Raw genomic sequence first — 19,179 nt, forward strand, 5'->3', positions numbered from 1 at the left:
CGTGGAAGATCATTGATAAAATTTAGCACCACCTATTTGACGCTTTATTCAAAAATAAATATGCAATGGGCTAACCTTTGATTATATTATTGGAACTTCCAATAGCCATCAAACATTTCAAAAAATTGACTCTGATTCGTGTCAGTAAGGTTAACTAAAAAAGGAGTCTCACCTTTTTCTTTTAATATGGAAGCAGCGGGACCATCTCCCATTGGTGTACAAAATAATAAATTAGTTCCGTTTAATTTTAATATTTCACACCGAGCATTGATTTCCGTATCAATATACTGCTCGCTTTGTTTAAGTCCAAATAAATTCTTCCAAATTTCTAATGTCTCATCCAAATTATTTACCACAATCCCTACACTTTCCAATTTTGGTACACCTATTATATGTGATCCTATAAGTCCTTGGTCTTCCAGTTGCGAATACCTTTCTTCATCTGATTTTTCCCATTCAATAAAAAATGGTAAAATAACCTTTTTTTCCGGGTATTTAGGGAATAGCAATGACCACCTGATTAATTGACCATCAGCACGAACTCTCTCCCCACTAAGAGGTCCATATACTGTCAGCCCTTCTGATTTAAGTTTTACTGCTAGTTCTTTAATTTGATTAGTTCGAATCGCTACTGTCGCAGGACCTTCCCGACTTTCTTTTGCTAGTTGTTCAACGATTTGCGTAATCAATCGATTTTCATCATGTTTTTCAGCTATTAATAAATTTTCAATTCCTAAAAATTCAATATAACTTAAGCCGAAATAGGATAGGGTATTATATGTTCCCCAAGACTCATGTCGGCCTCCATTAACAACATGAATTCCTCTTTGTTTTAAGGGTAAAATTGCTTCCTCTGGTTTCTTAAAGAACCATACAAGATGATCAAAGAATAAATCCATTATCGTACTCCTTTCACTCGATATTATGTATTTCTTGAAGAGATTATTAAGCCACTTAAACCCGCACCTACAATGATTACAGGATTGTTTATATTTTGTTCTCCATCTGAACGTATCTATGTTGTATACCTGAATCATAAAAGAGTAAATGCTTTTTCTAATTCACTATGCAATACTTCTCCCATAATCTTCATACCTTTATGAATTTGTTCTTTAGACATATTTGAGTAATTTAAACGTAAAGTATTTTTCTTTGTTCCATTTGGAAAAAATGGGGCACCAGGAACAAAAGCAACATTATTTTCCAAACATTTAGAGAATAATTCCCCGGAATCAACAAACTCAGGTAGCTCAATCCAAATAAATAATCCACCTTCTGGCAAACTATAGTTTATATTTTTTGGGAAAAATTCTTTGATACAAGATAACATAGTTGTGCATCTTTCTTTATATACAGCTTTTATTTTATTAATGTGTTCATCGATATTGTAAAGTTCCAAATACTTAGCAGTAATTCTTTGAGCAAAGCTATCAGTATGTAAATCGGCAGTTTGCTTAAAAGCAACGTACTTTTCAATGAAAGATTCGTCTGCACAAATCCAGCCAAGACGCAGACCTGGAGTAAAAATCTTAGAAAAGGTACTTATATAAATAACTCTACCTTCTGTGTCAAAATGTTTCACAGGAGGTAGTGCGTCTCCAGCAAATCTTATAGCTCCATATGGATTATCCTCTACAATTAATACATCGTATTGCGTAGCAAGCTCAATCATTCTCTTTCGTCTTTCGAGCTTTAATGTGCGCCCTGTAGGATTTTGGAAAACTGGAATAGTATAGATAAATTTCGTGTTTGGATTCTCTTGCAGTTTTTTCTCTAGCTGCTCCATAACCATTCCTTCATCATCCATAGCTACCTCAACAAATTTGGGATTGTATGACATAAATGCATTAATTGCCGCAAGATAGGTTGGGCTTTCGCAAATAATAGTGTCTCCATCATTGATGAATAATCTTCCAGTGAGGTCGATTGCTTGTTGGGATCCTGATGTGATAAGAACATTTTCAATATTAGAGTTTATTCCTATTAATTCCATCCTTTGACAAATAGCATGTCTTAAAGGAATGTATCCTTCGGTCGTACTATATTGAAGAGAAGCTGCACCTTGTTCATTCAATACTGTATTGCATGCATCCTTAAGAGCTTCCACAGGAAATAACTCTGGCGCTGGTAGGCCTCCCGCAAAAGAGATGATTTCTGGTCTTTCTGTTACTTTCAATATTTCACGTGTCTCAGAAGATTTCACTAAATGAGTTCTATCAGAAAATCTATTTTTCAAAATAAAACCCTCCCTTTTTTTATAGTAATTGATTCATAGTTTTCAAACATCTTAACACGCACAAAAAAACCATACAACGTTATAATTGTGTGGCAAACAATTTTATAAGTGTATGGTAAATAATATTATTAAAGATTTTTTAGTAAACTTTTTAGGATCATCAATCCCTGCTCGAGCTCTTCAATCGTTTCTGGAGCACAGACAGAAACCCTAACAGCTCGCTCTGGAGCACTTTTTCCAACCACAAAACGTTCCGCTGCATACACTTGTATTCCATGTTGAGCAGCCAACTTTTCAAATTCATCACCCGTGACTTTTCCTGGTAATAGTAACCAACGAAATATACCTCTTTCACTACCTAAACATGTATAATCTGATAAATATTTATTTACGACTTGGTTTCTACGAATAGTTTGTTCACGATGAACCTTAATAATGTTCTCAAATTGATTCGATACTATAGTCCGTGCCGCTAGTTCTGAAAATAATGGGGAAACTGATATATTTAGATTATAAAGTGCCTTTGAAATTGACTCCTTGAATCGACTCGGCACAGCTACATAAGCTAACCGTAAACCTGGTGCAATTGATTTTGATAAACTTGCAATATAGATAGTTTGTTCTGATGCAAATGATGCTACTGCTGGAATTGGTTTTTCGTTGAGTAGATTATATGTCGCATCTTCAATAATGAACTGATTATACTTTTTTGCAATTGCTGAAATCTTTTTACGATTCTCTACAGACAAACAAGATGCTGTTGGATTATGATAATCTGGATTTAAATAGATCCCTTTAATGTTGTCATTTTTACACGCATATTCAAAGGCATTTGGACACATTTCATAATTCTCTGACTTAATTGGTATTATTTGCACACTAAGCATCGCTGCAATCGTTTTTAAACCAGGATAGGTATGTTCGTCAGCACCAATGCGATCCCCAGGCTTACAAATACTAGCCAGTGTAGCAGCAATCGCATTTTGTCCCCCATTTGCAAATAAAATATGATCGACTGTTGTTTCAAACCCGCCTCTTCGGATGAGTTTTATAGCTGCATCCTTTTGCCATAAGCTTTCTCCTGCTCTACCGTACCCAAACCATTTCTCATAATCTGTCTCTTGCAACATATTTCTCAGTTGAAGTAGTAATGGCTCGTATGAAGCTTTATCGGGAAGTGTCGCACCCATTTCAATTAGATGCTTCGGTTTAGTATCTTCAAGTAAATACGAATTTGATAAAGCATCATACGATACAAATGTCCCACTTCCCACTGATGCACTTAACAATCCCTTCAATTCACACATTTTAAACGCTTTTGAAATGGTACTAAGATTTAAATCTAAATAATCGGCTAGTTCTCGCTGTGGGGGAAGTTTTGTCCCAGGTAATAAAACTCCGTTTAAAATATCATTTTCCAATTGCCCTGCGATAGCCTGATAGATGGGCTTTTTATTTTTATCAATCGATGGCTTCCAGCTCATCGGATAGTTTTCGAAAGAATTAATCGACATAATTTGCATCCTTTTTTCACACAATTATATAATTGTGTGGTTTATTAAACAAATATATATTCGATCGACTAAAGTAACAAATTTTTAAGTCATATGAATTGACCATCATAAAAACTCCTCAACAAGGCAAGGAGTTTTTTCTTCATTTATTTCGTTCCAGAAAATCCTTAACACCTTCGAAATGATTCTTCATTTTTCCATCGATTTTTTCAAAGATATAATGACCGTCTTTAGCAAACGAACTATTTGGTGTTGGGTGTGGATCAATCGAAGCAATATAGTGTCCCGAACTGAAATTCGTTGATGATACGTAGTGAATATGTTGCGTAATAAAATGATGCACCCAATCAATTGCATGATAGTAAGCTTTCCCAATTATCATGTGTTCTGGATACAGGAAAAGTTTACTAGTTGGAATCATTAATCCGACTACACCTACTCCTAATCCGACAAGTACCATTTTCTTTCCTATTTCTTTGGAACGTAGATTTTTCGTTTCCTCCTGAATGTGTTTGAAATCACCTTCGATTAATAATTTTTTTTCATATGGATAATACGTTGCAAATCGTTTCATCATCCTGCATCCTCTCTCCCATATGACACTATTATTCATCACGTGTCCGTCTATTAAACGATATGAGACAACTGGTAAAGTATTCTAACAAATAGATGTACAATCATTATTAAAAAACATGATCCTCAACTATCACCACATGATTCCGCTGATTCTACTAATTGAGACGCTCCTCACTCGTTTAAATTCAACTACGAGAAAGGATGTTCCGCTGCTGCTTCAAAACCCGAATTTCCTCTAGCAAACTCATTACTTTATATGTTTTTAAATAAATAAATAAATGAACAAATTCTAATACTAACCTCAAGAGGTGATATTAATGACTAAATGGAATGAACAAGCCGCAGCAAATAATAATTTGCCATCTAGCACAATTCGTACATCTGAGCTTATGTTAGGTAAAAAAGCCGACCATGAATTTTCAGAAGATCTTTCTGATGGCGGAGAAAGAAATAAAAATATTGAGACGCTAAATAAAAATAGTAAGCAGTAATTGTTAGTATCCCTTAATTAACAAAAAAGAGCTAATCGAATACTTGTCGATTAGCTCTTTACATTTTAGAAGTAATATTTAGTTGATAAATTGTCGCTTTAATTAGTTTTTAATATTGTTTGGATTATAAATTGAATAATGGTCTAAAATTAAATTTTTATTCTTTAAAGGAAAAACAAGTTTAAGCTTATTTGATCCAATTGAATAAGTTACTATTTTTTCATTATTTGAGGTAGTAACTTCTGAGCTAGGAGTTCCAAAATAATTTTTTATATTATTAATAGTTAAAGATTTTAATTGAGGATCAAAAGAGCGTAATTCAAATATTAAATGGCTTTTTTGATAGCCAACTACTACGTTTCTCACTGAGTATGTGTTATATGTTCCTTTAGCAGCGGCCACATATACACTACTGTCTTCTTTACCCCATTTTCCCTTTATAGAGTCAATTGTCGAATTCAATACATTAAATTCTGCATTGATTATTTTTCCTTCATTTGCTTTTGTTGAGATATTTTTTAAAAGTAAGTACTGTTTATTACTAGTTACATTGTTATAAGTAACAGCTTTCTTAATTTGTTGATTTAAATTTGTAACATTTACAGGTTGAACTTTATTATTGTTAAGTTTATATTTTTGTTTTAAAGAAAGTATCTTATAAACACTTTTATTTATTGTGTCTTCTGATATTTTGTGATTTTGAACGGCTGTGTATATGCTATTGTAAATGGTTTTAACATTTTCATTTCCATGTCCTATCAAAATAATATTACTTCCGGCATTAATAGAGGTAACTGCTGCATTACTTAAGTTATAGTGTTTAGCTATAGCTCCCATTGACATATCATCAGTTATGACAACTCCATTATAGCCATATTGTTTTCGCAACAGGTCAGTTATCACCGCTTTTGACATAGAAGCTGGATACTTAGAATCTACTTTTTTTACTAATATATGAGCTACCATCATCATATCCGCATGATTTTTAATTGCATTATTAAATGGAACTAACTCAAATTTTTTTAAACTCGATAGGTCTTTATTCACTATAGGAAGTTCTAAATGAGAATCTACTGAAGTATCTCCATGACCTGGAAAATGTTTAATAACAGGAATTGTGTTTCCTTTATGAATTCCATCCATCATTCCCACACCAATATTTGAAACGATACTTGCATTTGTACCAAATGAACGATCTCCAATTACCGTATTTTTAGGATTACTTTGTATATCGAATACTGGCGAAAAATCAGTATTGAATCCAAAGGATGATAGCTCTTTTGAAATCATATTACCTATATTATAAGCGTATTGCATATTATTTTTATTTCCAATTGCTCTGGCAGAAGGTGTATTTAAAACCGCTGATGGCATTCTATTTACTCTACCGCCTTCTTGATCAACAGAGATAAACAAAGGTACCTTGTTATTTTTATTGTATGTTTTTATGTCATTTGTTAAATTTACTAATTGACTTGGACTTTTTATATTTGTTCCAAAGAGTATTACGCCGCCTAATTTATAATTTTTTAAAAGAGTATCTGCATTACTTGATGTTGTTCCATCAAAACCTGCGATAATCATTTGCCCAATTTTTTCTTTAAGCGTTAGTTTATTTAGTTCAACAAGGATTGGGTCAGTTTTTGAAACACTTTCATTTTTCTGAGCCTTTGCTTCTATACAACCAGTTAATAATATGAAACTACTAATTGCAATCATTGATAATTTTTTAATATTGCTTTTCATATTTTCACCTCTAAATTCAATATGATGTATAAGTCATTATTGACCTATATCAAATCATAGCAAATAAATGTTTCTAAATTATAAATTTTATGTAACAAATTAACGATTTAATTAAAATATAATCTTTGCTCTTGAAATGTTGTAAAAAAGTTTCACCACTTCAACACCATTAACTGTAGTTATTTGAAAAAAGTCTATTCTAAGCCTAGAAAATCCCACTAACTCTCTACAAAAAAATCTCTATTTTTTCTATATGCTATAAACAAGTACAATTATTCCGTACTTATGAATCTCTACAAATTATTTACTCTTACAATAGTATAATTTCTTTATTTTTGACTCAATAACAAATTGATAACAAAACTCTAACAGATTAATTTAATGTTTATTTAGTAATGAATTTGAATTACTCTTTATTTTTTTAAAGTTACTAATCTAGTTCCTGCTTTTTCCCTTATTAGAAGACACAATAAATAATCAATTATCTTTACAAATTAGTTGCATATGATATACTCGTTTTTGGTTTAACTAGATTAGTTTTCAAAGGAGTAACTTCATGAGTATTCAAAACGTGTATCTTTCTATAAAACAAGGAGAAATAGCCACAAATCAGAATAGATTTCCTATTACCTTTAATGAAACATTGCTAGGACGTACGTGGGGGGATGATTTCCCAGATATTCCTTTTACAAGTCAATATATTTCAAGAAAACATGCTTTAATTAGCTTCGATAAAGAAGGAAATTACACCATCGTTGATCTCATGAGTAAACATGGAACACAAGTAAATCATATTTTAATAGAAAAAAATAAACCATTTTTCCTTCGTGATGGCGATTGTATAAGTCTTGCAAGTGGTGCCGCTGTACTTATTTTTCATAATCTATCAGAGCAGAATCTCGGAGACACACTTGATATGCCATTGGTTTTAGATAAATACATAAACGATCTCAATGGTCTAACTGTGAATGTAGTTAAGAGAGAAATTTTAATTGATGGTGTAAGAATCCATCTAACTAGTAAAGATACAGAATTATTTTTGTTGTTATATCAAAGAGCCAATAGCGCAGTTAGCTATAGCGAAATTAAAATAAATGTTTGGCCGGAACGAATTACTAAAGATATTGAGCAGCCTGATGTCGGACGGGAAGAAATTAATACCCTATTATATAGATTACGTAAGAAATTAGGTAAATACGGTCATAAGATTGTTTCTGTTCCTCGATATGGATATATGTTTGATCTAGATGATATGTAAATGAAAAAGAGTGTAGAATTTTTTAGAAATTCTACACTCTTTTTTGCAAATAATTATATTTCCTTTTTAGTTATAATCATTAACTAAAAACATTTATTTTTCTATTAATTATATAGCTTATAATAAATTGGCTCTTACTTTTTTCTCTAAAATAGTTAATTCAATATAAATTGCAACAAAAGAACCCAATGAAACCACAAAAAGAATTATTGCGCATACATACACAGGTAGAATAAATAGAATGCACCCTAATATAGTTCCAACAACTAATAATAAATAAAACATTACAATTCACCCTTTTTCACATTAATCAAATTAAATCAAAGTCGTCTATAAAAAATTTATGTACTCATGTAAAGGTATAACTTAATGCTTTCTTACTCAATATCACATTGGTAACAAAACACTAACATTTAAAACCGAATCATTAATTCTTTCTATATTGCAAATTGATCTCTAAAATCTAAAAAACATATTTAAAAGCAAATAAAATAGCAGAGCAATTCACATATGAATTAGCTCTGCTATTTTATTTGATCAGCTTTTTTAAAGACTTGAAAAATGAGAACAATCAAAAACAATATTGGTATGTAAAAATAAAGAAAACTAGAAGTGACATATGTCATGAAAGTCCCTATTTTCTCCACATCCAATTTACTTTTGACACTGATCACCATGAGATGAACAATAATGATTGAGAACCATAACGACTTTTTAGTTTTAAATTTAAACGATTCTTTTAAAATTCGGTACGATCCCCACAATGCCATACAGCAAGGAGGAAGTATTACTAAGAGCCATAAAAATATATATACATATTCAAATCTTTCTATAAAAGGATATCGAATAATTTTTGACATCATAAGGGTTGGCCAAGTTATATGTCTAAGTTGTCCATGACTAAAATAAGCAAATGAAACGAATGTAATAAATAAGTATAAAATGATTGTATACGCTTGAGAAATATGTGCCCATTTTTGAGATTTTTGATTATTTTTAATAAATGGAAAGTAAATAAGCAAAAATTCTGGTCCAGAGTACATCAGAATACAATTCTTTGCTGAAACATAATAGTCACCTATACTATGATTAAAAACTGGTAATAAATTCGTCCAATAAGCATATTTCATTGGAAAGTAAAATGTTAACAATAACATAGAAGGAATGATTACTCCCCAAAAACAGATTCCTGTAATGACTCTAAATCCCCCAACGACCAAATATGTGATAACAAAAAGCATAATAAGTGATAAGAGCCAAATTGGAAAATATGGAAAAACCCAAGTAATAATAACTGCTATATAGGATCTAATGATCGTAGTTATGACTAAAAGCATGTAAAGATAAAAAAATATATTTAGTAAATTTCCTATCCATTTCCCAAATAATTGTTGGTGCAATGACATAATATCTCCATTATTAGATTTCTTTAACAAGTAATACATTAACCAAATAATGATATGTAAGGAGATACCAACTACTAAAATCGAAACCCATGCATCTTGTCCGGCTCCTTTTACGATATTACTTTGAAAATTCAGCAAGCCAACACCTGTTTGAGTACTATGAATAAGAAATAATAAAAAAAAGGGAGATACAGTCAGACTTTCTTTTAATTGTTTACTCATAGACGATCTCCTTCACTTTTTACTCACCAATCCCAGATTGAAATAGTACTACTTTTACATTCACATCATATTCAATAGCTGGATACACGTTTTCATAAAATTCTTTTTCGTTCCATTTTTTTGAATGTGCTCTTACTAAATCACCAATACCTATAGGATCGACTTGATTTTTTTGAAAGGTTATTAACAGTTTTTCAAAATCTTTTTTCATCTGGTTTTCCAATTGCTTGTTTAAAAATAGATTATTTTTTCTTTTCATTAAATCTAGCCAAACTGGATAATCTTTTACCATCCCATTTAGAGTAATATCAAATGTCACTTTTGTTTTTCCTTTTTTAGTTTTAATTAATTTTTTTTCTTCCCCATTTAAAATCGTTAATATTGCAGAATCAATTTTTTGCCCCTTCTTTATATTAAATTCTGTTTGTCCTCTAATTACTCTTCCTCTTAATATTTTATATAGTAAGCTTTCTTTTGGATTTAAGATAAGAGCAAGTTTATCTTTCTTAAATACAGCTAGCCCGCTTACTTCAATATTCTTGTTTTGATTTATCTTAATATATGGTATTGAAGCATCTCTACCTTCTCCATAGTAATCAAATAAAAAACTATGAAAAGTTGGAAGCGGTACAAATTGGTTCTTAAAATTTTGTTCAATTAATTTATAGATATAGTTGCTGTCTTTCTCTTTGTTTTTTATTAACAAATCTCCTGCTGGTTCTTCTGAAACAGCCAATAGTGCATTGCTTCCAATCAATGGATCCCTACAAACCGCCTTAACAAAATACGATACTCCATTTTCAGCTAGTTCTTTTCCAAAAATTAGAAGGTTTAACTTTCCAATTTCTATTGGTTTTGGGGATTGTTCATTTAAAGCTTGTTTAATTAATAAGGATTTCTTACCACTCCCCTGTAGGATAGAGCTCCCTTTGTTTGATACATCGGTAAAATCAGAATAAAGTGCGGTTCCAACAAAATGATTATCAACCTTATCAAAACCGTATACTGATAGAATTTGCACTTCATCAATAATTTTTTGTCGAGGTAAAGAGCAACCTGATAGGAACAAGGATAATAGAAAAAAAGCACAAAAAGAGCATATATTTTTTCGATTTATACTATTCATCTTCATTATTACGATCATCCTTAACTTGATTAGGATTATATCTTTTTAGTGAAAGTGGTCTTAAAAATCTACTTCGAGTCGTTGTAAACTGATAGGATGAACGAATAAAACTATCGCTAAAGCTTTTTATTCTAAAAGGATACAAAGGAACCATATATGGATTTCCCAATGATTTGAGTTTTAATAAATGCCCTAATAGAAGAACAAATCCTATTATTATTCCAAAACCGCCTATAAATGCTGAAAGCAAAATTAGTGGAAACCGCAAAAGTCGAATTGCATTTGACATTTTAAAAATAGGTGTTGTGAAAGAAGCAAGTGCAGACAGTGATACTATGATAAGTAAAATATTGCTTGTTAGTGCTGCTTGGACAGATGCCTGTCCGATTACAATACCGCCTACAATACCTAGTGTTTGTCCAATTTTTGTAGGTAAGCGCGCTCCCGCTTCTCTTAACAATTCAATTGTAGTTTCCAAAAAAATGGCTTCCCATATCGGGGGAAATGGAACATGAGCTCTTGAACTAATAAGGGGTTGCAATAAATCATCAGGTAAAACTTCATAATGAAATGTTAGTATTGCTACATATATTGGTGTAGCAAACAATGAGAAAATTACACTTATAATGCGAATGATTCGAAAAAACGATCCAAGTACCCAATTTAGATAATAATCTTCAGGAGAAATGAAAAAATCTAATATAGTAGTTGGTCCAGTAATAATATAAGGCGATCCATTCGAAAGTATAGCAACTTGCCCATTAACCATTGCATATACAACCCGATCAGTCCGTTCAGTAGATAAAAAAATTGGAAAAGGCGTATTTGAGTTATCTGAAATAATTTGATCAATTTGAGAATTATCAAAAATAACATCGAAGTCGATATCTTCTAAACGTTGACGAACAGTTTGAACATATTCTGGATTCGTAATTCCATCCAAATATGCAATAACTACTTCAGTTTTAGACATTGAACCTATTTTGATTTCCTCAAAAACTAACTCAGGTACTGCTATTTGTTTTCGAAGTAAATGAAGATTAGTACTTAGGTTTTCAACAAATCCAACTTTTGGACCAATAACACTAAATTCATTTTCTGTATCATTATTCTCGCGATAACCAAGATTTGTATTTTCTACACTTATCGTCAAAAAGCGCTTGAAATACTTGAATTCAAGAATAACGTATCCTTTTATTAATCTTTTTTCGATATCTAGTGGGTCATTTGTAAATTGAACATCTTCAAAAGGAATGGACTTCTTCACATCATTAATTGTACTAATTTTCTTAATATGCTCTTGTAATGCCGGAAGTAAAAGGTTATTTATTTTATCCGCATCTACCATACTTTTAAAGTAACTAATGGTTATATCCTGCTCTTCAGAAAATGAAAATTGGTAGAAATCACTCGATTTAGCAGCCTGTTGAAAGATGGACGTTATTGACTTCGTTTCTTTCTCGGACTTTTGTTCATTAGATTTTAAACGCATTTAGACCACCCAATAGATTGAATTATTTTGATTTTACTTAGATTTCTCTATATAAGTGAGGCATTGCCAAATATATTTAAAATATATTCTGCCTAGAATTTCCATCTGTTCTCTTACTTTATTTTTGCGTTCTTACCAATTTATATACAATAAAAGTATTAAATTTATATTTTAATAAAATCTCTTATACATCCTTCCTATGCTTTAAATCCTAAATCCCATAGATTTTTGAATAAATAAAATTATTATTTGAATCCAATTTAGTATTTCAGGTTGAATTACAAAGAATTGTTTTTCTTTTAATGATTACTTTTTTTAATCAAATGTGAATACAATTAGACTTATTCTGTTCTGTTCCCTGCTACTCATCATTCTTCAAGAAATCTATACACTGAGTTTACTAGGTTTTAATATTCAGGTGATATGATGGGATTAACTTCAAATGAGGGGGCAGAATAAATGAATATACGTGCAGTATTTATTGATATGGATGGTACACTCCTTACAGTCTCAAACTACATTTCACGTCGAAATATGGAAGCTCTTAATAAGTTCATTGATCAAGGGGTTATGGTTTTTCTAGCAACTGGTCGACATTATGAAGTAACCGCTCCCTACCATAAAGAAATTGGATTACAAACTCCGATGATCTGTTTGAACGGTGCCGCCATTCATGATGGAGAAACAGGAAGAATGATGCAAATGGAAACAGTCAGAGTGAACGAAGGATTACTTCATCATCTAACTGCTGAAAACTCTTGGAATGTTATTATCCATACAGCTAATGGACTTTACTGTAAGGAAACTAATGAAGAAATTGATTATTGGACAAAGGTTGGGCAAATTTCACCACGATACATTGGTGACTTAAGACAGACTAATTATAATGATGTTCTTAAATATAGTGTTCGAACTGGTACACAAAATACTGAATTATCTGCTTTGTTTAAAAAGGAAGCTGAAGTCATAGATTGGAATGACGGTTTTGAAATGGTTGCTCCTAGTGTTTCAAAATGGTCTGCTATCAAAAAAATACTTCATGCATATCGAATTAATCCAAATGAAGTTGTAGCTATAGGAGACGGACCAAATGATATTGAAATGCTTCGTCAAGTTGGTACAGGTGTCGCTATGGGGAACGCTAGCGAAGAAGTTAAAGCAGCATCTGACTTTGTAACAGGACATCATGAAAATGATGGATTAGCTGAATTTATCGAACGTTATCTTCTTAAATCAAAAGAAACATTTGCGATTTAATGCTTTTTGAAAATGTAATTCTAACAAGTTCAGTGAATTGGCGTAAATCCTAAAAAGGCTCAGAAAAAAATCTGTGCCTTTTTTGCTTTGGTGTAGAATTTTATTAAATTAGTATTTTCTAAATTTCAATTTGCCGTTTTAGCGTTCTCCATAACTCTCCATTACTACTATCTAAAATCTTTTTACTGTTTTTGAACGAAAAGTTCTTCTCTTATCATCAATTTAATAAAAATTTTATTGTATCCAAAATTCATTTAATAATATTTCTTCTGTTTGTGGCATCGTGATCCCGATATGCCAGCACCCCAATCCAGCTAATTTAAATTCTTTTGCTAAATGAAATTTTGCAATTAAACTTCGAGGGTCTTCAAACCATACTTCATGCTGTGTTCCTTTTTTATCTATATAACGAAACGCTGGTGCTGACGCCTCTTGATCATAGTTAACTTGGCTTTCATTTTTCTGATATATATTTATCGCGTTTTGTGTAGAAATAGCGCTCCCTGTTCGGATATCACCCGTTATTGGCCAATCATATGCATATTGAGGACGATTTCAAAAAAAAGATTCGGTTGACATCCCCTGATATTTTTTTTTTTGCAATGAGATAACTAACAAATATCATTTTTTACTAAAATCATACATTATGAAAGGATTGATTCCTTTGTTTGACTTTTTGAATTGAAGGTTTTGATTTCAATAAATTAAATAAATTGCCGACCATCAAGCCTGTAAATAAATAGGTTAAACCTCCAAATAAAGTATAAATTGTCACTCCTATTAGTGCACAAATAAAACCGAAAATAACTTGTTGTTTGTCTTTGGCTGGTGATGTAGGAGGATCAGTGAGCATAAAAAATGCAAAGAAAAGAGAAGCATTTATAAATGGACTACGAAAAGCATCTGATGCATCTCCAATATTAAAAAATTCAGTCAGTAATAAAAGAATAAAATAGGTTCCTAAAAATGAAAATACCATTGGAAATTTATTTACACGACTTACAACTACATACCCAGCGATTAATAAAAATATATTTGTCCAACCTTGAAGATCTCCAAATGCTCCCCACCAACTTTGTTCAGTATGAAAAAGAATGATAGATATTAATAGACCAAAAACTGCTGGATTAAATATTTGTTTCCTTTTAAAAACAATTAAATATTTTGATAAAATTGAAATGATTGTAGTGAAAACAATCACATACCATGATGTGGATGTACTTAAAATCATCGCGACAATAATTCCAGTTATAACTGCTCCGTATGGCTTAATATTTTTCCTTTTTAAAATTAACATACATAATATATCTGTGATTGTTGCCACAAAAACGGCAATCAAACAGTTAATTGTTCCATTACTAGTTTGATAATCAATTGTAGCAATTAAAAGTAAACTTATTAAGGACAGAATCACATATCCTTTTGGTGATTTCATCCATTTTTTAATAGTCAATATTATCAACTCCTTTATGATAAATTTGTAAATCGGATGAAATTAAAATGCTCTCTAATCCAACTTCTTCTAATAGAGCTAGTCCCTTTTTTCTACCCATTAAAAAACATGTAGTTGAAAATGCGTCCGCCATCATTGCATACGGTGCGATGATGCTACAACTTATCAACTCAGTTGGTGATTTTTTATTTTTTGGATTAATAATATGATGAATTCCTGGGTTTAAATCACTTTTACGTTCATAACTTCCAGAAGTACAAATAGCCATATTAGATATTTCTATTGTGTGAATGATTTCTTCTTTATTTTGTGGGTGTTGAATTCCTATTTTCCATTTATCCCCTAAATTATCTAATCCACCTGCATAAAGATCCCCACCTGCATTAACAATGAATCCTTCAAATTGTCTCAATTCATTTACAGCAAGATCAATGGCAAAACCTTTGGCAACTGCACCTAAATCAATCACTAATGGCTTTTTTAATAACAATGTTTTATCTTCTTCATTTAAGAAAATATCAGAGTAAGTAACTATTTCAGATGTATTATTTTGTAGGAACTCTTCTGTTAAATAATGTTGATTGAAACCAGCATTTTCCATTATTTGGCCAACCGTTGGATCAAATATTCCATTTGTCCATTTAGCCACCTCTAACGCGAATTTTAATGGTTCAAATAATAATGGACTAACAGTTACTGGTGTATTAGTTTGTTTACACGCCTTCATTAATTCACTTTCCAAACTAAATCGGCTACATGTCTTTTCAACTTCTCGGAAAAAACCAAATGCACGATTAATTGAAGCTTCCGTTTCATCATACGATTTTGACGTGACTACCTTAATATCAACAACTGTATCCATGAATAATTTCGTTTTTCTTATGATTTTCTTCATTATATGTTCCTTGCCTTTAATAGAGCATCTTGAATAGCATCTTTAAAGGCCTGTGTACTATATGTCGCTCCTGATACGTTCCGAACTTGTGAACTTTGAACATTTACTACTTCATTTGGTAAATTCACTATGTCATCCTCAGAATAATGCATACCATAATTACTTATCTCTACATCTTTAATTTTATCTTCATTTATCTTTAAGGCAATTTGAATCGATCCGCGACGATTAGACCCCATCCCATAAAAAGTTCCATTTTTATAAAAACTTTTTTTTACAATATTATTTTTATTTAAAGTAACATTGACCTGTTCAGTTTTTGGCGATACTGCATTCGAATCTTGAATATCAGTTGTAAAATAGCCAGTAGCATAAACCGCTCCAATGGCAGTTGAACAGATAGTGACCCATTTTTTACTCATTTTGCCCATTTATATTCCTCCAGTTCTTATTATCCCTTGTATTATAATAAGTAAATCTTAAAATTCTTTTAATTGTTTAGCATATATAATCAAAAATTTTAGAGTTTTTTTGAACACATTTCTTTTCAGAGAGTTTCGTTTTTATTAGCTCAATAAGATAAATTTAGATTACTCTTTTCTTATATTCAAAGTTCCTTTTTTATAAATTGGTACCAATTTAAATTTTGTTTCTATTAAAAACTACACCTTAAAGGTGAAAGCTTAATGAAAATTATCTACTTTTTTTATTAAATTGCAGAAAATTTGTATACAAGTTGGGAAGATTTTAATAAATGCTATTTATTTAAATAAGTAGCAAATTGTCTTTATTAAATTTAACTTCTAAATTGAACAAACTAATTTGCTATGCAACTCAATTTATTTAGCAATTTAATCCTCTTTAATTACGAGATTACATAAATACTTTATTGTTAATAATAACTAAAAATAAATTAAGGTTAATGGTAAAAGGAGAAATTGCCCATGCCTGAACATTTTGAAATTATTACAAGAACAATGTTAGCGTTCTTGATATTGTTCATCGGTGCTAAACTATTAGGAAAACAAATCATTGCTGAGATGAATACCTTTGATTTTATTGGAGCTATTTCAATAGGAAGCATTATTGCTAATTTAGCTTTCAATTTAAATATAAAAATCCACCATGCAGTATTAGCTTTTTTAATTTTGGTTATAGTCATTTTACTCGTTAGTTATATTTCCTTAAAAAGTAGAATAGGGAGAAATTTACTTGCAGGGAATCCAACTGTCATAGTTGAAGATGGAAAAATATTAGAGGCCAATATGAGAAAAATGCGCTATTCTCTGGACTATTTAAATCAACAACTAAGGGAAAAAGGAATTTTTAACATAGAAGAAGTTCTCTATGTAGTAGTTGAAACAAATGGTAGAGTATCTTTTTTACAAAAACCTCAATACCGAAACGTAACAAAACAAGATTTAAATATACCGACAATACAGGAAAGTAAATTACCTATTGAGTTAATTATGGATGGGGAAATTATCTCAAAAAATTTAAGAGAAAATAATCTATCAGAATTAAGGGTACAAGAAGAGCTAAAAAAACGTAATCTTCAAACGAAAGAAGTAGTATATGCTGTGCTGGCAGCAAATGGAAATATTTATATCGATACCTACAAAGATCAGATTGCTTCTCCAATTGATCAAGAATGAGCTATTTATTTTTTTGATACGATTATTGAATAGAGTTCAAATAAAAAAGAGCCAATTTAGGCTCATATATTATAAAGTCATCATTTAAATATTCAACCAGCATAACTGGTGCAGTAGTAGGTCGCCTTTGCACTAGTTCCTGATCATACCTACCACCAATTTTAATCGATTAACAATTGTTTTTCTTATTCATTTTGTACTACGTTAAAAAGTAAGAGGTAATATTATTTAGGAGGATTTACTAATTTATTATGAACTTTAACATTGATACCATCAGTATAAACCATTTTCCCACCATAATATCCTACTGATAATACTAGAATAAGTGAAGCCAGTCAAAAGAATAAATATAAAAACTTAAGCTTATTAAATAGTTCTTTTTTCTTAAAATAAGTAGAATAAATCCGAAATGCTGCGACAATTGTCACAATCCAACTTGTAAGTATTGCTAATTGATCGTGTATATGCAAGAAAGTAGTATTCCCTCTAGCCATCTCTTCTGGCCCAGTGGAAACAGAAAGCCAAGCGCTAAGTGCTGCAAAAATCCAAAGCCACATACCATGATCTGCTTGAAAGTTAACTTTCTTGAAAAATGCACTCCAAAAATCTTTTAAAACTGCTAAAGTAATAAATGCAATTGGGAAATGAACAAGAATAGGATGAAGATGAGAAGTTACTTCGTTAATCATGTGAAATCCTCCCATTTAAAAAAGTTGTGTATTCCCTTTACGATTACTTTTAATGAGTTTGATTAAAGTGTAAACAATAATTATGAAAATAATATGAAAAATAAATTAAATTTCCCGAAAAAATATTCCAGTGATTATTGCAATTTTTAGGAGGAGAGAATCACTTATTCCAAAAAATTATTTATTTTTGACCTTGCTCATTAATAGATGGCTGTTCATTTAATCATAAAGAACTCCATTCAATATTTATTTAGGAGGTTTCTTCAAAAAGTTGTCTAATGCATTTATGGAATAAAATGATAAAGATCTTCTAAAATTTAGAAGATCTTCCTTTTGTATTTTCATTTAAATCCATGTTGCTAAAATAGTAATCCAAATCTTTAAAGCTGTTATCCCAATTAATATAGCAAGAATTAGTTGCAACATTTTTACGTTCAGTTTTTTTCCAATTTTTGCTCCAAGAGGAGAAGCAACAAGACTTGCAATCACAACTATAATCGTTGGGATTATATCTACCTGACCTGTTGTGACCTTACCAATCGTTACTCCTATAGATGAAATTAACGTAATCGCAAGTGATGATGCAATCGTTACACGTGTTGGAATTTTTAATATGGTCAACATAATTGGAACTAATAAGAATGCTCCTCCAGCACCAACAACACCAGCACTTCCTCCAACAATGAATGCTAGTGAAGCTGCAATCCATTTATTAAAAGTCAGATCTTTTTCAATATTTATGTCAATTTCCTTTTTTGGTACAAACATCAATACAATAGCAATCAATGCTAGAAAACCATAAACTAAATTAATCCCTTCTTCAGAAAGAAGGTTTGATCCAAATCCTCCTATAAAACTTCCGACTAATACACTAATTCCCATATATAAAATAATTGTTTTATTTAGATATCCACTTTTACGATAACTTAAAACGCTACCAATCGTAGCAAAAAAAACTTGAATAGCAACAATTCCTGATACTTGATGCGCTGTAAAGGGTGAAAAACCTAATATTGGCGGAACATATAATAGCATAGGGAAGTTTATTATGGCTCCTCCAATTCCAACCATCCCCGAAATGAAAGAACCGATAAAACCAATGAGTAATAATAAAAGAACAAAAGTCCACTCCATTTTTTAGCCTCCCTTAATAAAGAAAGAAA

17 protein-coding genes are annotated in these 19,179 nt (G+C 31.0%); 4 read left to right on the top strand and 13 right to left on the bottom strand.

The features are described from left to right. Window positions 1–86 precede the first annotated feature (86 nt). The 4 genes from AN960_RS01130 to AN960_RS01145 all read right to left on the bottom strand — a co-directional run bounded on the left by AN960_RS01130 (window position 87) and on the right by AN960_RS01145 (window position 4,327). Window positions 87–899, bottom strand: a complete 813-nt coding sequence (locus AN960_RS01130) for a VOC family protein (protein ID WP_056465643.1) — start codon at window positions 897–899, stop codon at window positions 87–89. Window positions 900–1,033: 134 nt separating this feature from the next. After that, complete coding sequence (locus tag AN960_RS01135) at window positions 1,034–2,239, bottom strand: aminotransferase-like domain-containing protein (RefSeq protein ID WP_502692492.1); 1,206 nt, start codon at window positions 2,237–2,239, stop codon at window positions 1,034–1,036. 125 nt (window positions 2,240–2,364) lie between these two features. Continuing rightward, window positions 2,365–3,750 (bottom strand): aminotransferase-like domain-containing protein, encoded by a 1,386-nt coding sequence (locus AN960_RS01140; protein WP_056465648.1) that lies wholly within the window; start codon window positions 3,748–3,750, stop codon window positions 2,365–2,367. A 142-nt stretch (window positions 3,751–3,892) separates the two neighbouring features. Beyond that, window positions 3,893–4,327: a hypothetical protein gene (locus AN960_RS01145; protein ID WP_056465650.1), complete on the bottom strand. Its 435-nt coding sequence runs from the start codon at window positions 4,325–4,327 to the stop codon at window positions 3,893–3,895. Window positions 4,328–4,643: 316 nt separating this feature from the next. Here AN960_RS01145 and AN960_RS24730 point away from each other — a divergent pair, with 316 nt between their 5' ends. Beyond that, a complete protein-coding gene (locus AN960_RS24730) occupies window positions 4,644–4,817 on the top strand; it encodes a hypothetical protein (protein WP_172795381.1) in 174 nt (57 codons plus the stop codon). A gap of 102 nt (window positions 4,818–4,919) precedes the next feature. On the opposite strand, the gene nagZ is transcribed toward AN960_RS24730, so the two are convergent. After that, on the bottom strand, window positions 4,920–6,563 hold the full coding sequence (nagZ, locus tag AN960_RS01150; RefSeq protein WP_082459309.1) for a beta-N-acetylhexosaminidase: 1,644 nt from the start codon (window positions 6,561–6,563) through the stop codon (window positions 4,920–4,922). A gap of 556 nt (window positions 6,564–7,119) precedes the next feature. Here nagZ and AN960_RS01155 point away from each other — a divergent pair. Beyond that, the gene (locus AN960_RS01155) at window positions 7,120–7,821 is read left to right on the top strand and encodes an FHA domain-containing protein (protein ID WP_056465652.1); all 702 of its coding nucleotides are present in this window, start codon (window positions 7,120–7,122) and stop codon (window positions 7,819–7,821) included. A 524-nt stretch (window positions 7,822–8,345) separates the two neighbouring features. Here the strand turns inward: AN960_RS01155 and AN960_RS01160 are convergent. From AN960_RS01160 to AN960_RS01170, 3 genes are read right to left on the bottom strand one after another with little or no spacing between them, the layout of a single operon-like run. After that, entirely contained in the window at window positions 8,346–9,449 is a 1,104-nt protein-coding gene (locus tag AN960_RS01160) for a GerAB/ArcD/ProY family transporter (RefSeq protein ID WP_056465654.1), read from the bottom strand. Between the two features lie 19 nt (window positions 9,450–9,468). Next, window positions 9,469–10,581, bottom strand: coding sequence for a Ger(x)C family spore germination protein (locus AN960_RS01165; protein ID WP_056465656.1), 1,113 nt, complete (start codon window positions 10,579–10,581; stop codon window positions 9,469–9,471). Continuing rightward, window positions 10,568–12,067, bottom strand: a complete 1,500-nt coding sequence (locus AN960_RS01170; RefSeq protein ID WP_056465659.1) for a spore germination protein — start codon at window positions 12,065–12,067, stop codon at window positions 10,568–10,570. The genes AN960_RS01165 and AN960_RS01170 overlap by 14 nt, the downstream gene beginning before the upstream one ends. A gap of 459 nt (window positions 12,068–12,526) precedes the next feature. Here AN960_RS01170 and AN960_RS01175 point away from each other — a divergent pair, with 459 nt between their 5' ends. Beyond that, window positions 12,527–13,324 carry a Cof-type HAD-IIB family hydrolase gene (locus AN960_RS01175; protein WP_056465661.1) on the top strand — a complete coding sequence of 266 codons (798 nt, stop codon included), beginning with the start codon at window positions 12,527–12,529 and terminating at the stop codon, window positions 13,322–13,324. A 637-nt stretch (window positions 13,325–13,961) separates the two neighbouring features. Here the strand turns inward: AN960_RS01175 and AN960_RS01180 are convergent. The 3 genes from AN960_RS01180 to AN960_RS01190 are packed head-to-tail and all read right to left on the bottom strand — an operon-like array spanning window position 13,962 to window position 16,103. Beyond that, window positions 13,962–14,777: an RnfABCDGE type electron transport complex subunit D gene (locus AN960_RS01180; protein ID WP_056465663.1), complete on the bottom strand. Its 816-nt coding sequence runs from the start codon at window positions 14,775–14,777 to the stop codon at window positions 13,962–13,964. Then, window positions 14,767–15,672, bottom strand: coding sequence for an FAD:protein FMN transferase (locus AN960_RS01185; RefSeq protein ID WP_286131538.1), 906 nt, complete (start codon window positions 15,670–15,672; stop codon window positions 14,767–14,769). Before AN960_RS01185 ends, AN960_RS01180 begins: the two co-directional genes overlap by 11 nt. Then, window positions 15,672–16,103 carry an FMN-binding protein gene (locus tag AN960_RS01190; RefSeq protein WP_056465665.1) on the bottom strand — a complete coding sequence of 144 codons (432 nt, stop codon included), beginning with the start codon at window positions 16,101–16,103 and terminating at the stop codon, window positions 15,672–15,674. Before AN960_RS01190 ends, AN960_RS01185 begins: the two co-directional genes overlap by 1 nt. 513 nt (window positions 16,104–16,616) lie before the next feature. On the opposite strand from AN960_RS01190, the gene AN960_RS01195 reads away from it, so the two are divergent. Next, complete coding sequence (locus AN960_RS01195; protein ID WP_056465667.1) at window positions 16,617–17,327, top strand: DUF421 domain-containing protein; 711 nt, start codon at window positions 16,617–16,619, stop codon at window positions 17,325–17,327. Window positions 17,328–17,662: 335 nt separating this feature from the next. Here AN960_RS01195 and AN960_RS01200 read toward each other — a convergent pair whose 3' ends face one another. Then, the gene (locus AN960_RS01200) at window positions 17,663–18,016 is read right to left on the bottom strand and encodes a DUF2231 domain-containing protein (protein WP_056465668.1); all 354 of its coding nucleotides are present in this window, start codon (window positions 18,014–18,016) and stop codon (window positions 17,663–17,665) included. 345 nt (window positions 18,017–18,361) lie between these two features. After that, a complete protein-coding gene (locus AN960_RS01205) occupies window positions 18,362–19,150 on the bottom strand; it encodes a sulfite exporter TauE/SafE family protein (RefSeq protein ID WP_056465671.1) in 789 nt (262 codons plus the stop codon). Between the last annotated feature and the right edge of the window lie 29 nt (window positions 19,151–19,179).

The organism is Bacillus sp. FJAT-25509 (assembly GCF_001420605.1).
Taxonomy (GTDB): Bacteria; Bacillota; Bacilli; order Bacillales; family Bacillaceae_G; genus Gottfriedia.

Excerpts from the sequence above, each read along its gene's own strand:
- AN960_RS01130 (WP_056465643.1), bottom strand. The coding sequence starts at position 899 with ATGGATTTATTCTTTGATCATCTTGTATGGTTCTTTAAGAAACCAGAG.
- AN960_RS01140 (WP_056465648.1), bottom strand. The coding sequence starts at position 3,750 with ATGTCGATTAATTCTTTCGAAAACTATCCGATGAGCTGGAAGCCATCG.
- AN960_RS01145 (WP_056465650.1), bottom strand. The coding sequence starts at position 4,327 with ATGATGAAACGATTTGCAACGTATTATCCATATGAAAAAAAATTATTA.
- AN960_RS24730 (WP_172795381.1), top strand. The coding sequence starts at position 4,644 with ATGACTAAATGGAATGAACAAGCCGCAGCAAATAATAATTTGCCATCT.
- nagZ (WP_082459309.1), bottom strand. The coding sequence starts at position 6,563 with ATGAAAAGCAATATTAAAAAATTATCAATGATTGCAATTAGTAGTTTC.
- AN960_RS01155 (WP_056465652.1), top strand. The coding sequence starts at position 7,120 with ATGAGTATTCAAAACGTGTATCTTTCTATAAAACAAGGAGAAATAGCC.
- AN960_RS01160 (WP_056465654.1), bottom strand. The coding sequence starts at position 9,449 with ATGAGTAAACAATTAAAAGAAAGTCTGACTGTATCTCCCTTTTTTTTA.
- AN960_RS01165 (WP_056465656.1), bottom strand. The coding sequence starts at position 10,581 with ATGAAGATGAATAGTATAAATCGAAAAAATATATGCTCTTTTTGTGCT.
- AN960_RS01170 (WP_056465659.1), bottom strand. The coding sequence starts at position 12,067 with ATGCGTTTAAAATCTAATGAACAAAAGTCCGAGAAAGAAACGAAGTCA.
- AN960_RS01175 (WP_056465661.1), top strand. The coding sequence starts at position 12,527 with ATGAATATACGTGCAGTATTTATTGATATGGATGGTACACTCCTTACA.
- AN960_RS01185 (WP_286131538.1), bottom strand. The coding sequence starts at position 15,672 with ATGAAGAAAATCATAAGAAAAACGAAATTATTCATGGATACAGTTGTT.
- AN960_RS01190 (WP_056465665.1), bottom strand. The coding sequence starts at position 16,103 with ATGGGCAAAATGAGTAAAAAATGGGTCACTATCTGTTCAACTGCCATT.
- AN960_RS01195 (WP_056465667.1), top strand. The coding sequence starts at position 16,617 with ATGCCTGAACATTTTGAAATTATTACAAGAACAATGTTAGCGTTCTTG.
- AN960_RS01200 (WP_056465668.1), bottom strand. The coding sequence starts at position 18,016 with ATGATTAACGAAGTAACTTCTCATCTTCATCCTATTCTTGTTCATTTC.
- AN960_RS01205 (WP_056465671.1), bottom strand. The coding sequence starts at position 19,150 with ATGGAGTGGACTTTTGTTCTTTTATTATTACTCATTGGTTTTATCGGT.